At 63.5% G+C, this 12,864-nt stretch carries 13 protein-coding genes; 9 read left to right on the top strand and 4 right to left on the bottom strand.

Annotation, left to right across the window (positions count from 1 at the left end; all coding sequences use genetic code 11):
- Positions 1-181 (top strand): hypothetical protein (locus tag F6X39_RS36380; RefSeq protein WP_222945276.1); only part of this gene is annotated, 181 nt, incomplete at its 5' end.
- 130 nt (positions 182-311) lie between these two features.
- Here the strand turns inward: F6X39_RS36380 and F6X39_RS21365 are convergent.
- Positions 312-1,427 (bottom strand): AI-2E family transporter, encoded by a 1,116-nt coding sequence (locus F6X39_RS21365; RefSeq protein ID WP_187618003.1) that lies wholly within the window; start codon positions 1,425-1,427, stop codon positions 312-314.
- Between the two features lie 272 nt (positions 1,428-1,699).
- On the opposite strand from F6X39_RS21365, the gene F6X39_RS21360 reads away from it, so the two are divergent.
- The 4 genes from F6X39_RS21360 (at position 1,700) to F6X39_RS21345 (ending at position 5,597) form a co-directional block, all read left to right on the top strand.
- Complete coding sequence (locus F6X39_RS21360; RefSeq protein WP_187618000.1) at positions 1,700-2,914, top strand: DUF2863 family protein; 1,215 nt, start codon at positions 1,700-1,702, stop codon at positions 2,912-2,914.
- Between the two features lie 214 nt (positions 2,915-3,128).
- Positions 3,129-4,010, top strand: a complete 882-nt coding sequence (locus F6X39_RS21355; protein WP_090803814.1) for a response regulator transcription factor — start codon at positions 3,129-3,131, stop codon at positions 4,008-4,010.
- Between the two features lie 121 nt (positions 4,011-4,131).
- Positions 4,132-4,806, top strand: coding sequence for an energy-coupling factor ABC transporter permease (locus tag F6X39_RS21350; RefSeq protein ID WP_184028785.1), 675 nt, complete (start codon positions 4,132-4,134; stop codon positions 4,804-4,806).
- Positions 4,807-4,979: 173 nt separating this feature from the next.
- Positions 4,980-5,597 (top strand): BspC domain-containing protein, encoded by a 618-nt coding sequence (locus F6X39_RS21345; protein ID WP_187617999.1) that lies wholly within the window; start codon positions 4,980-4,982, stop codon positions 5,595-5,597.
- Positions 5,598-5,708: 111 nt separating this feature from the next.
- Here the strand turns inward: F6X39_RS21345 and F6X39_RS21340 are convergent, their stop codons facing one another.
- On the bottom strand, positions 5,709-6,875 hold the full coding sequence (locus F6X39_RS21340) for a carboxypeptidase family protein (RefSeq protein WP_187617998.1): 1,167 nt from the start codon (positions 6,873-6,875) through the stop codon (positions 5,709-5,711).
- Positions 6,876-6,926: 51 nt separating this feature from the next.
- A complete protein-coding gene (yaaA, locus tag F6X39_RS21335) occupies positions 6,927-7,709 on the bottom strand; it encodes a peroxide stress protein YaaA (protein WP_187617997.1) in 783 nt (260 codons plus the stop codon).
- Positions 7,710-7,766: 57 nt separating this feature from the next.
- Between yaaA and F6X39_RS21330 the strand changes: the two genes are divergently transcribed.
- A complete protein-coding gene (locus tag F6X39_RS21330) occupies positions 7,767-8,273 on the top strand; it encodes a putative toxin-antitoxin system toxin component, PIN family (protein WP_187617996.1) in 507 nt (168 codons plus the stop codon).
- Between the two features lie 186 nt (positions 8,274-8,459).
- The gene (locus tag F6X39_RS21325) at positions 8,460-9,632 is read left to right on the top strand and encodes a pyridoxal phosphate-dependent aminotransferase (RefSeq protein ID WP_187617995.1); all 1,173 of its coding nucleotides are present in this window, start codon (positions 8,460-8,462) and stop codon (positions 9,630-9,632) included.
- Positions 9,633-9,741: 109 nt separating this feature from the next.
- Here F6X39_RS21325 and F6X39_RS21320 read toward each other — a convergent pair whose 3' ends face one another.
- Complete coding sequence (locus tag F6X39_RS21320; protein ID WP_187617994.1) at positions 9,742-10,389, bottom strand: glutathione S-transferase family protein; 648 nt, start codon at positions 10,387-10,389, stop codon at positions 9,742-9,744.
- A gap of 127 nt (positions 10,390-10,516) precedes the next feature.
- On the opposite strand from F6X39_RS21320, the gene F6X39_RS21315 reads away from it, so the two are divergent.
- Positions 10,517-12,073 (top strand): 3-hydroxyacyl-CoA dehydrogenase, encoded by a 1,557-nt coding sequence (locus F6X39_RS21315; RefSeq protein ID WP_187617993.1) that lies wholly within the window; start codon positions 10,517-10,519, stop codon positions 12,071-12,073.
- On the top strand, positions 12,070-12,858 hold the full coding sequence (locus F6X39_RS21310) for an oxepin-CoA hydrolase, alternative type (protein ID WP_187617992.1): 789 nt from the start codon (positions 12,070-12,072) through the stop codon (positions 12,856-12,858). Before F6X39_RS21315 ends, F6X39_RS21310 begins: the two co-directional genes overlap by 4 nt.
- Positions 12,859-12,864: the final 6 nt, after the last annotated feature.

Here is a 12,864-nt window from a genome sequence, read left to right as displayed (position 1 = left end):
TTCCGCATCAAGCGCCCACACTTATCGACTGTTAGTTTTTAAAGATCGGTCCGCCAAACCCGCCGCGCCTGAACCACCACTACCCGGCACTGCTTCGTTTGCGTCGCTGCGTCTGCAGCAGAGAGACAAGATTATGGAGAACTTCCGTCGGATCGTCAACAGGTTTTTATCACTCGCTTAACCTGCCCACGCCGCTGAAGCCCACGCCATCAAAGGCTTCCCGCTTCTCCGCACCCCGGTGTCCGGAGCGCGAAAGAGCGGAATTCTAGTCGCCGCAGCCAGAACTTGCAAGCGAAATCCTGGGGTTTTCCTTAGGGGATCTTTCCCATACGGCCCGGACCGTCTATCGATGGGGTTTTCACCTCGGGCGCCAGCGTCTGGGCGGCGGATGCGCCGATCGTCCAATCATGCAGCACGGTATAAGCGACCGCCAGCAACGTCGGGCCGATGAAAACACCAAGAAAACCAAACGCAAACGCGCCGCCGAGGATGCCGAGCATCACCAGAATCAACGGCATGTCACTGTTTTTGCCAATCAGGATCGGCTTGATGACGTTGTCGGCCATGCCGACTACCAGCAGGCCCCATATGACCACAAAAATCGCCCATCCAGTCGACCCGCCCTGATACAGCCAGATCGCTGCCGGCAACCAGACAATGACCGGACCGCCCGGCACCACCGACAGAAAAAACGTCACGAGCCCGAGCAACGCCGGCGCCGGTACGCCCGCCATCCAGAAACCGAATCCCGCGAGAACCGCCTGTACGAGGGCCGTACCCAGAATCCCGTAGACCACCCCCTTCACCGTGCTGCCCGCCAGCGCCAGCAGATACTCGGCGCGCTCACCGGCTACTCGACGCATGCCGGCGTTCAGCCAGGCGGCCGCCCCCTCGCCACCGGTATAAAAGAAGAACGCGAGCACGATGCTCAACGCCAGCAGCCCCAGCCCATGCGTCACCGCAAGCGCCGCCGCCAGAATCCACTTCCCAGCCGGAGCGGCGAGCGTGCGCAATTGCGCGATCAACTCGGAATTGCTGCTGGTCAAGCGCTCCCAAAACGCCCCGATGCTCGAACCAACCAGCGGGATCCGCTGCACCCACGGCGGCAGATCGGGCAACCCCGACTCGAAAAGTCTTTGCACCAGCGCAACGATGTCGTGAACATGCGCGCCGAACGCGAAACCCGCATAGACGAACGGCCCGAGCACCACGACCAGAATAATCAGCACGATCAAGGTCGCGGCCAGCTTGCGCCGCCCGCCGACCACGCCAGTGAGTCGCCGGTAGAGTCCCCAGGAACTGTAGCTGAGGATGGCGCCCCACAGCAGCGCGGTCGTAAATGGCGCCAGCACCAGCAACGACCCACCCACGAGCACAATCAATGCGAATACCGCGGCAAGTCGCTCGATCAGTTGGTCAGATTTCACGATGAATCTCCTATTGCGCCAGACCGTGGCAATGACATGACACACGCCCGTCAGGCGCCCGCTGAACGCCGTCAGTATAGAAGCGAGTTGGGCGTCCCGGGTGTCTTATACCATCCCGCCAGCGTGTTGCAAGTCGCTTGCGACTGTGCCGGTGGCGACCGCATTTTTTGAGATGAAAGCGCCCAAATTGCCCGGAGATTGCTGGCCAATCCATATAGCTGCCTGGAAAAGACTAGAATATAAGGTTCCGTGCCCCCAATTTTTCTGGATTTATGCGCTCGCGAATCACCAAACGTCTCCCTCCCGACGCCGACAAGCTCGTCGGTCTCTCGCTCGCGCTTTTCGCGTCGGGCAGCCGTACCGAAGATCGCTTCTGGGAAGCGAAGCTCGACGCGCTGCTGGCCAAAGTCGTGCGCAACGCCAACCAGACTACGCTGGACGCCGCGCTCGACCATCTGCAGCAAAACCATCCGGATGCCTACGGCGCGCTGGCCGACATGGCGGAAACGCACAGCGAATCGTTCGCGATCGAACATGAAGGCGTGTCTTATGAAGCGCTGCTGATCGCCGCGCCTGTGCTCGCCTGGACCCGCTACGTGATTCCGTCCGGCCCGCTCAAGTCCGACGCCGCCGACGCCCTGCGCGCACACCTGCAAGCGCACGTGCTCGCCGCCAACACGCGCGTGGCAATGGCTCCGTTCCTGTTCAGCATCGACCAGTTGCCGCGCCATCACGTCGAAACGTGGCGCATCGCCCAGCAACTTGCGCAAGCCGCGGTCAGCGGCGGCAACGCGAAGCTCAATTTCGGCGAACTGCCGGAGACCTCGCCGATTCTGGCGGACCCGCGCTTTTTGCTCGCCGTAGTCGCCGCTCCCTTCGGCGACGCGACGTTCCGCTGGCAGGAAGAAGAGCACGGCACTCGCATCGAGCGCGGCCAATGTCTCGAGCAATGGGCCACCCAAGGCGGCGCGAATCTGTCGGTTGTGCTGCCGGGCTGCGAATTCGAATGTCTGCTGCCGGATGCGTACTACTCGGCGTGCCGCGACGCCGATGAAAGTGTGCGTCCGCACACCGTGCGTACCGCCGTGCGTTATCTTTTCGACACTATTGGCGCGGCGCCGCAGGATCTGCGCGCGGTGGTCGCCGGCTTCGGCGAACGGCGCATCGACGAGTACCGCGTCGGCTTCACGCGCAAGGGCAGCAACGACGTGATCTACGGTGTCGTGTGGCCACTCTACGGCCGCGAAAACGGCGAGGCGGGCATCGACGAGGAGCCGGAGGAAATCACCGGCTCGGACGAACCGCTCGAGGAAATCGTCGCGCTGCTCAAGGAAACCGGCATCACGGATGTGCGCCGCCACGCGGGCCGCTTCGAGCCGGAATATTGCGACGACTGCGGCGTGCCGCTGTATGCGGACCCGCTCGGCGAAATCGTCCACGCGGAAATGCCCGAAGACGCCGAGCCCGCGCAACCCCATTTCCATTGAGACCGAAGTCGACATCCCTGCCTTATCGCAAAAAAGCCCCGTATATACGGGGCTTTTTTTGTTGATTGTCCGCATTTCTTATGCCTTTTGGACAGCCGTCAAAACGAAGGGAATTTGTCATCATAGGCACGGTGACGCATCGCCGTGATCGAGTCAGCTCCACGAGTACCACAGATGCGTCGCGCCATTTCGCCCGATACATCTGGAGACATGCATGCGCTTCGCGATTCTCAATTCAAACGCAGAACGACGTGATGGACTCAAGGCCTTGCTGCGGCAGATCGACCGGCTGGCACGCTTCACAGAAGCCGATGAATGGCGTCTGCTCGAACGTCCGTTCAAGCGTTATCGGCCTGATCTCGTCGTGATCGACTGGGAGGACTGGATGTCGGTTGCGCAGGTGCGTGCGTTGCTCAGCCACTTTCCGGACCTGCGCATCAGCGTGCTCACCGACGGGACTTTGCCCGCGCTCGTGCGCGCGCTGATGGACGAAGGTGTGCTCGGCGTTGTTCCACGCGACACCGATCCCTGCCTGATCGTGCGCGCATTGGAAATGGTGCTGCTCGGCGGTCACTACGTGCCGCCCGGCGCGCTGGCGATCGATCCGCCGCTGCCGACCGACACCGCGATCCGTACGTTCGACGAAGAAAGTCCGCCGCCCCGCCGCAACAAGCTCTCGGGCGGGCTGTCACCGCGGCAGGAGCAGATCATGCGCTGCGTGCACATGGGCAGCACCAACAAGATGATCGCGCGCACGCTCGGCATTAGCGAAGGTACGGTCAAGATCCACCTGACGAGCATATTCCAGCAACTTGGTGCGCCCAATCGCGCCGCCGCGGTCGCGCTTTACAACGGATGGCTCACGAATCATTTGCAAGTGCTCCGCAACAACGGCGAGCACAGCGCGCGGCCGGTCATCCGCGGGCAGCCTGGCCCAGTTCCACTCCGGCGCCGCACACGTGCGCGCTTCCAGTATCCGTTGCCGGGCAGCGACACCAGCAGCGCGCTACCGATGGCCGCGGAGCCCGCCACGTCGTACGGCGAGGCCCCACCCGGCCGGCCCGCGCGGAAGTCGGTCGGGCCGGGTTCCGCATGACGCGGGGCGCGAGGCACGCCGCGCGCATGGGTTGGAACGTCCCGCATGCGCGCAGCGTCGAGGGTGGGCTGGCATGGAATCCGCTCACACCTTTTGTCGTCCAACGAGTAATATGAGACACATGGGTTTCCTCTACACACCGCTTCCGTTTTGGGTCGCTGTCGGTGGCTGGATTGCCACTGCGATGGTGATCGCGCTCGCGCTGTGGAAAAAACCTTTCAAAAGACTTCAGGACGGCACGCTCCAGCATGTCTGGCTCGCGATAATCGTCGCGGTGTCGGTGCTGTGGTCGAGCAACGCCTGGCTCGACGACGGCACCGTGATGCACCTGCTCGGCGCCACGCTCGTCGTCACGCTGTTCGACTGGGGGCTCGCCCTGATCGCGATGGCGGTGGTCGCGGGTCTGGCCGCCGTCGTCTTCGATGCGCCGTGGCAGGGCATCGCGCTGACGTTCCTCGTGTACGGAGCCCTGCCCGTCGCCATCTCGACCTTGCTCCAGCGCATCTGCACCGCGTGGCTACCGCGCAATCTTTTCATGTTCATCTTCGGCCAGGGCTTCGTTTCGCCCGCCATTGCCGTGTCGTTGACGGCCGCGGCAGCGCTCGGCATCCATATCGTCGTGTCCGGCGGTTCGATGACCGTGGTGCCGATCGGCTACGCGCTCAGCGTGCTGCTGCTCGCCACCGGCGAAGCATGGTTCACTGGCATGGCGACCGCGCTGATCGCGGTCTACCGTCCCGCATGGGTGACCACCTACGACGTGCGGCGCTATCGTCTGGGCGGCCCGCGCACCTGAGAATGCGCGCTTTGACGTCGCGTGCGGCGCATCTGTGATAATCAGCGCCTCATCACTGGAGACTTTCCGGGCGCCCCCATAGGACAAGGCAGAATATTTGCAGCAACATTGAACTCAACCCTTGCGCGCGGCATCTTATTTGCCTCATCTCCCATTTGCGTCTAAAGAACTAGATGGATCGCACCAATGTACCGAGCCGGTTGCTGCGGGTGATCGGCCGGTTGGCAGCCTGCGCAGCGAGTCTCTCGCTCATCTGCGCGGCTCCCGCATTCGCTGATCAGCTCGAACAGCACAACGACCTCGTCAAAAGATTTATCACCGAAATGCACGCGGATCCGCTCGTCGCGGACTGCGCCGCGCATGGCGACTTCGTCGCGAGCACGTCGACCGCTTTCGACCACGTCGAATTCCCGTCCAGTTCGTTCGACAGTGCGCACTCGTCGGTCACGCCATGGAACGACTCGTTCGACGAAGGCAAGCAGCGCGTCAAGGTGGACAGCATCGTCACCGTCGAGGGCGTCGGCGTGCGCCAGGACAACTCAGGCGAGCCGGCCGATCTGAAATTCCGCTGCGGCTACGTCGGCTCGCAGATGCTCGCATTCAGCTGGAACGATCCGGTACCGCCAAACCGCGCGCATAGCGCGGGATCGGGCAAGCACAAAGGCGGCAAAGGCAAGCACGCGGTCGGCGGCAAGACGTCGAAGAAGTCGTCGAAGACAGGCTCGGGCCAATCGTCGCGCACGACGTCGAGCAAATCGGCAAACAAGAACTCGAAGAAGAAGAGCCAATGACATCTGGCGCTGATCGAGCCGCGCCACCGTCCGATCAGTCGCCCCAATAAAAAACGAGGCACGCACTTTTGCCGTGCGTGCCTGGTTTTTTGTGTCCATCCGTCCGCTTCTTCAGGCGAACGTCTCCACGTGTCGCAGGATCGCTTGCAACATTGCGGCGCCAAGCGATGCGCTGCGCTCGCCGTTCCAGCCGACCCGCTCGTCGGGCAGATTTGCGTTGTCCTTGAACGGCATTTCCAACGTCAACGACAGACAGCCGAATTCGTTGCCGATGTACTTCGACGCGAGCTTCAACGCATCCTCGCGATACTTGCTCGCCGCATAGCCATACTTGTCCTGAAAATCCGGACTCGCGTGCTTGAACGCCTCGATGAACGCCGTCTGCTCGCGGCCCTGCCGCTCGGTGAAGCCCGGCAACATTTCGGAGCCCGCGACGAACACATACGGCAATGCCTCGTCGCCATGAATATCGAAGAACAGGTCGCAGCCTATCGCATGAATCGCGTCGCGCACCACCAGCACCTCGGGACTGCGCGCGGCATCCGGCTCCATCCATTCGCGATTCAGGTTTGCGCCGGCCGCGTTGGTGCGCAGATTGCCGCGCACGCTGCCGTCCGGATTCATGTTCGCCACGATGTGAAACACCGCATGATCGTAGAGCTTGCGCGCGACCGGGTCGCCCGCCCAATCGCCCCAACCGACGAGGCGCTTCACGAACCCCTCGATGAACCATTCGGCCATCGTCTCGCCCGGATGCTGCCGGGCAATCAGCCAGATGTTCTTTTTCGGCGCGGCGTTGGCGGCATCGTTGGCGGGCGGCGTGCCGAGCGTGAGCAGCGAAATCGGCCGGCCTTCGACCGTCTTGCCGAGTTCGGTCAGCGACGCGTGCGGCATCTGCTGCACGGCGCCGAGAAACTCCGCATGACGCTCCTCGCTGTACGGTTCGAAGTACGCGTAGTAGATGCTGTCGAAATCGGGCGTATGGTCGATCGTCAGCACGCGGCCGTCGTACGACGTCGGCACGCGAAACCAGTTCACGCGGTCGTAGCTCGCGACCGCCCGATAGTCGCGCCAGCCCTCCGCGAACGCGCACGCGGCGGCGTTCTCGAAGGTCATCACGCAGCGCTCGCCCGCCGCGCCCGATAGGCGGAAATAGAACCACTGCGCAAACTCGGCGTGGCTGTCGGGCCGTACGCGCAGGCGAATATTGCCGGCGTCCTCGCAGGACAACACATCAACTGCGCCTGCGTCGAAATTGCTCGTAATCGATAACGTCATCGGAGTCTTCCCTGCCTGAATTCACGCTGCCTTTTTTGCGCAGCGGCACGCTTATTCCGCAACGCGGCGGCGAAATACGAAAGTGGAGTCGTTCGAGGCTTCGGCACTGAACGCGTAGCCTTCGGTCTCGAAGTCCTTCAACTGCTCGGGACGATCGAGGCGATTTTCCACCGCGAAACGCGCCATCAAGCCGCGCGCGCGTTTTGCATGGAAGCTGATGATTTTGTAGCGGCCGCCCTTCCAGTCTTCGAACACCGGCGTGACGACCTGCGCGTCGAGCAGCTTCGGCTTGACCGACTTGAAATATTCGCCCGATGCGCAATTGACCAGCACGCGCGAGGTGGCCGCATTCTTCTTCAACTGCGCGTTCAACGCGTGCGTGATCCGCTCGCCCCAGAACGCGTACAGATCCTTGCCGCGCGGGTTGACGAAACGCGTGCCCATTTCGAGCCGGTACGGCTGCAGCAGATCGAGCGGACGCAGCAGGCCGTAGAGGCCCGACAGCACCCGCACGTGATTCTGCGCATAGTCGAGATCGGCCGACGACAACGTCTTCGCATCGAAACCTTCGTACACGTCGCCGTTGAAAGCGAGCACCGCCTGCTTGGCGTTGTGCATGCCGAATTGCGGCGACCAGTCCGCGTAACGCTGAAAATTGAGGTGCGCGAGCTGATCGGAAATGCTCATCAGCGAGGCGATCTGTTGCGGCGACAAACGGCGCAGGCCGCTGATCAGTTCGGCGGCGTCATCGACGAAATCGGGGATCGTGTGCTTTTTGACGTGCGGCGGGGTGTCGTAGTCGAGCGATTTCGCCGGCGACAGAACGATTATCATAGAGGCTTGCAGGCACGCCGTGCCTGGCGGTCAAAGACGAAAGCCCGATTGTAACGAATGCCCGGTTCCCTCGCCTCAAGCGGCGCGTTGCGCGTCGTACTCGATTCCAATGTCTGGATCGACATACTCGTATTCGACGACCCTCACACGCGGCCGATCGCCGCCGCGCTCGAAAACGGCGCGCTCGCCGCGCTGATCGACGCGCGCTGCCTCGCCGAGCTCGCCTACGTGCTCGACTATCCGCAGTTCGCGCACCGCAATGTCGACAAAGCCGCTGCGCTCGCGGTCGTCGCGCGGCTGGCGCAACTGGTCGAGCCGTGTGAGCCGACCGAGTCCGCCGCCGACGCGCGGCCGCTGCCCCAATGCAAGGATCGCGACGATCAGAAGTTTCTCGAGCTTGCGCATGCGGCGCAGGCCGACTGGCTCGTGTCGAAAGACCGTGCGGTGCTGAAGCTCGCGAAACGGATCGCGCGCGACTTCGGCTTCAGGATCGCGCAACCGGCACCGTTCGTCGCGGAAATCGGCATCGCGCAGAATGCTGGGGGCGAGCCCGTCAACGCGTGAATCCGACCGTCCGTGTGGCGCGTTGAGCCGAGCGCATGTTGAAGGTTCATCGTCAGGCGGCTTCTGACGATCAACGTGACACCCGCGGCGCGCACAGCGTGTCGCGATTCCCTACAATCAGGCTTCGCCCTTCGCAACGACAGTTCGAGAACCGGCCCACCTTATCGCCCTGCTACCCACGACGCCATGAACGCACCGCACGACACGCCCACGAGCCCCACGTTTCCGTCTCGCCTGCCGAACGTCGGCACGACGATTTTCACCGTGATGAGCGCGCTCGCCGCGGAAAAAGGCGCGGTGAATCTGGGTCAGGGCTTTCCCGACTTCGCCTGCGATCCGCGCATCGTCGACGCGGTCGCGAACGCGATGCGCGACGGTCACAACCAGTATCCGCCGATGGCCGGTGTGCTGCCGCTGCGTCAGGCGATTTCGGACAAGATCGCGAATCTGTACGGCCGCCACTACGACGCCAATAGCGAAATCACCGTGACCGCGGGCGCCACACAGGCGTTGCTGACCGCGATTCTTTGCACTGTCCATCCCGGCGACGAAGTGATCGTGATCGAACCGACCTACGACAGCTATCTGCCGTCGATCGAACTCGCGGGCGGCAAGCCGGTTTTCGTCACGCTCGACGCACCCGACTACGCCATCCCGTTCGACAAGCTCGCCGCCGCGATCACGCCGAAGACGCGGCTCATCATGATCAACACGCCGCACAATCCGACCGGCACCGTGTGGCGCGAACAGGACATGCGCAAGCTCGAGGAGATCGTGCGCGGCACCAACGTGCTGATCCTGTCCGACGAGGTGTACGAGCACATGGTCTACGACGGCGCGCCGCATGAAAGCGTCGCGCGTTATCCGCAACTCGCGCAGCGCAGCTTCGTCGTGTCGAGCTTCGGCAAGACCTACCACGTGACGGGCTGGAAAGTCGGCTATGTGGCCGCGCCCGCCGCGCTGAGCGCCGAGTTCCGCAAGGTGCACCAGTTCAACGTGTTCACCGTCAACACGCCGATGCAGATCGGCCTCGCCGATTACATGAAGGACCCGGCGCCGTACGTGGAGCTACCGGCGTTCTATCAGCGCAAGCGCGATTTCTTCCAGGCGGGCCTCGCGAATTCGCGCTTCAGGCTGCTGCCGTGCACGGGCACGTATTTTCAATGCGTCGACTATTCGGCGATCAGCGACCTGCCCGAAGCCGAATTCGCGCAATGGCTGACCGGCGAAATCGGCGTCGCGGCGATTCCGGTCTCGGCGTTCTATCACGAGGCGCACGAGTCGGGCGTGGTGCGCTTCTGCTTCGCCAAGCAGGAAGGCACGCTCGCTACCGCGCTCGAACGGCTCGCGCGGCTCTAGGATGCCTTGCGCGATGCCACGAACGAACCCACGTTACTTGCCATCGCGCTGCGCGGCATGGGTGTGCGCTTCGCACCCACGCGCGCTTCATGGCACTGCGCTCATTCCCTCAGGACGCACGCGACGCCGCGACACAGGCCTTGCGATCCTCCGTCACGCGCTGCGCAGCCGGCCGCGGGTTGACCGTCTTCACGTAGCGCTTCCAGTCGATCCCCGCTTCGAGCAGAAGATCGCGGCCGTAAATGGTCTGTGTCGCCATACCGACGAGCGGCAGGCTCACGTAGCCGGCGGTATCCGCCACGCTGAATTGCTCGCCGCACAGATACGGCGAGAACTTCGCGATCCGTTTGAAACCGGCGATGTGATGCGTGAGCAGCTTCTCGACGCGCCCTTTCGTCGCGTCGCTGACCGTGCCGCCGAAAAACGCTTCCTTGTACAGATTGCGCACTGTCAGCTCGAGATGTACATCGACGAAAAAGATCATTTCGCGTTCCTTGGCGGCCTGCCACGGATCGGCGCTGAAGATCCGCTTGTCGGGAAAACGCGCAGCCAGATATTCGACGATGCACTGCGACTCGCAGAGGTCGCCGTGCTCGGTCTGCAGATATGGCACCTTGCCGAGCGGCGAATGCTCGAGCAGCGCTTCTTCCTGACTCGGCTTCACGAACTGCTCCTCGAACTCGATGCCATGTTCGAGCAGCACGAACTTGACCTTGTTGTAGTAGTTGGACAGCGCAAAACCGCACAGCTTGATCATGGGGTGTCTCCTTGTGTCATGGTGTGTGAGACCGCGCGTCGAGGTTGAAGCAGCGGCTTTCCATCGAATCATCCAAGAAATTGCACGATCGTGCTATTCTAAAATAACCATGGAGTCGGGCATCACAATGAACTCTCGCAATTTCAGCATCGAGACCATCGGCATCGTCGGCACCGGCGCGATGGGCCGCGGTATCGCGCAAATCGCGGCGCTCGCTGGCCTGCGCGTGCGGCTCTACGACACCCACGCGGCCGCCGTCGGCGCCGCGCGCGACTATCTCGCGGAGACTTTCGCCAAATTGACGGCCAAAGGCAAGCTGGAGCAGTCACGCTCGCTCGCCGCGCTCGCCAACGTGAGCGGCGTGCAGGCGATCAGCGAACTGGTCGGCTGCGATCTCGTCATCGAGGCGATCGTCGAAAAGCTCGAGGTGAAGCAGGCGCTGTTTCGCGAGCTCGAAACCGTGGTCAGCGGCCGCTGCATCCTCGCGTCGAATACGTCGTCGCTGTCGATCACCGCGATTGCCGCGGGCTGCACCGATCCGTCGCGCGTGGTCGGCTATCACTTCTTCAATCCGGTGCCACTGATGAAGGTCGTCGAAGTGATCGACGGCCTGCGCAGCGACCCCGAAGCCGGCGACGCGCTGATGGATCTCGCGCGCCGCATGGGCCACACGCCGGTGCGCGCGAAGGACATGCCGGGCTTCATCGTCAATCACGCGGGCCGCGGCATGAATACCGAGGGCTTGCGCGTGGCGGGCGAAGGCGTCGCGAGCTTTGCGGACATCGACCGCATCATGCGCGAGCAGGCCGGCTTTCGCCTCGGGCCGTTCGAGCTGCTGGACCTGACCGCGCTCGACGTGTCGCATCCGGTGATGGAGTCGATCTATCACCAGTTCTACGAAGAACCGCGTTACACGCCGTCGCCGATCACGGGCACGCGGCTATCGGGCGGACTGCTCGGCCGCAAGAGCGGCGAAGGTTTCTATCGCTACGTAGACGGTAAGCAGCAGGTTGCCGCCGAAGCGCCCGCTCCGACCACGCTGCCGCAAAGCGTGTGGGTCAGCCAACGCTACCGCGACGCGTATGAGGCCGTCGTGCAACTGGTCGGCAAAGCGGGCGTAAAGCTCGACGAAGGCGCGACGCCCGCCGCCGGTTCGCTGATCGTCGTCACGCCGTTCGGCCACGACGCGACCACGGCCGCGGTCGACGAAGCGCTCGACGCGAGCCGCGTCGTCGCCGTCGACGCACTGTTCCCGCTCGTCGGCGCGCAACGCCGCACGCTGATGACCACGCCGGCCACGACACGCGCCGCGCGCGATAGCGCGCATGCGCTGTTCGCCGCCGACGGCATCCCCGTCACCGTGATCCGCGATTCGACCGGCTTCGTCGCGCAGCGGGTGGTCGCGACGATCGTCAACATCGGCTGCGACATCGCGCAGAAGCAGATCGCGACGCCGGAGGACATCGACCTCGCCGTCACGCTCGGCCTCGGCTATCCGCGCGGACCGCTCGCGCTCGGCGATGCGCTCGGCGCCACCACCATTCTCACGATCCTGCGCAACGTGCACAGCGTGCTCGGCGAGCCGCGCTATCGTCCGTCGCCGTGGCTCGCAAGACGCGCGCAACTCGGCCTCGCGCTCACGCAGCGCGACGCCGCCGACATCCCAACGGAGACCCAATCATGAGCGCCGCCCTGCTCGCTTCACGCCCGGCCAGCAGCGAATCCACGCTGGTGCTCACGCTGTCGAACCCCGGTGCGCGCAACGCGCTGCATCCGGACATGTACGCCGCGGGCATCGAGGCATTCGATACCGTCGAGCGCGATCCGTCGATTCGCGCCGTCGTGATCACCGGCGCCGATAACTTCTTTTGCGCAGGCGGCAACCTGAACCGCCTGCTCGAAAATCGCGCGAAAGATCCCTCCGTGCAAGCCGATAGCATCGACATGCTCGCTCAATGGATTTCGGCACTGCGGCTATCGTCGAAGCCGGTCATTGCCGCGGTGGAAGGCGCGGCGGCAGGCGCGGGATTTTCGCTCGCGCTCGCCTGCGATCTGATCGTCGCCGCGGACAACGCCAAATTCGCGATGTCCTATGCGCGCGTCGGCCTGACGCCCGACGGCGGCGGCTCGTGGTTTCTCGCCGAGGCGCTGCCGCGCCAGCTGGCCACCGAGGTACTGATCGAAGCCAAGCCGATCGGCGCCGCGCGTCTGCACGTACTCGGCGTCGTCAACCGGCTCACCAAAGCCGGCACCGCGCTCGATAACGCGCTCGCGTGGGCCGACGAGCTCGGCGCGATTTCGCCCAATTCGGTCGCGCGCATCAAGGGGCTGATCGCCGCGGCCGGTACGCAGCCGCTCGCGGATCATCTGCTCGCCGAGCGCGATAACTTCGTCGCGTCGCTGCATCATCGCGACGGTCTCGAAGGCATCACCGCGTTCCTCGAAAAACGCGCCCCCATCTACAAATAAACGACG

The sequence above is a fragment of the Paraburkholderia sp. UCT2 genome (genome assembly GCF_014397665.1).
Classification (GTDB): domain Bacteria; phylum Pseudomonadota; class Gammaproteobacteria; order Burkholderiales; family Burkholderiaceae; genus Paraburkholderia; species Paraburkholderia tuberum.
Note: the sequence above shows the minus strand (reverse complement) of the source record. Positions and strands in the feature narration are given on the sequence as shown.

Bases quoted from the DNA above. Each gene is read 5' to 3' on its own strand.
- F6X39_RS21345 (WP_187617999.1), top strand. From the start codon at position 4,980: ATGGATCGCACCAATGTACCGAGCCGGTTGCTGCGGGTGATCGGCCGG.
- F6X39_RS21315 (WP_187617993.1), top strand. From the start codon at position 10,517: ATGAACTCTCGCAATTTCAGCATCGAGACCATCGGCATCGTCGGCACC.
- F6X39_RS21330 (WP_187617996.1), top strand. From the start codon at position 7,767: ATGCCCGGTTCCCTCGCCTCAAGCGGCGCGTTGCGCGTCGTACTCGAT.
- F6X39_RS21325 (WP_187617995.1), top strand. From the start codon at position 8,460: ATGAACGCACCGCACGACACGCCCACGAGCCCCACGTTTCCGTCTCGC.
- F6X39_RS21350 (WP_184028785.1), top strand. From the start codon at position 4,132: ATGGGTTTCCTCTACACACCGCTTCCGTTTTGGGTCGCTGTCGGTGGC.
- F6X39_RS21320 (WP_187617994.1), bottom strand. From the start codon at position 10,389: ATGATCAAGCTGTGCGGTTTTGCGCTGTCCAACTACTACAACAAGGTC.
- F6X39_RS21355 (WP_090803814.1), top strand. From the start codon at position 3,129: ATGCGCTTCGCGATTCTCAATTCAAACGCAGAACGACGTGATGGACTC.
- F6X39_RS21360 (WP_187618000.1), top strand. From the start codon at position 1,700: ATGCGCTCGCGAATCACCAAACGTCTCCCTCCCGACGCCGACAAGCTC.
- F6X39_RS21310 (WP_187617992.1), top strand. From the start codon at position 12,070: ATGAGCGCCGCCCTGCTCGCTTCACGCCCGGCCAGCAGCGAATCCACG.
- yaaA (WP_187617997.1), bottom strand. From the start codon at position 7,709: ATGATAATCGTTCTGTCGCCGGCGAAATCGCTCGACTACGACACCCCG.
- F6X39_RS21340 (WP_187617998.1), bottom strand. From the start codon at position 6,875: ATGACGTTATCGATTACGAGCAATTTCGACGCAGGCGCAGTTGATGTG.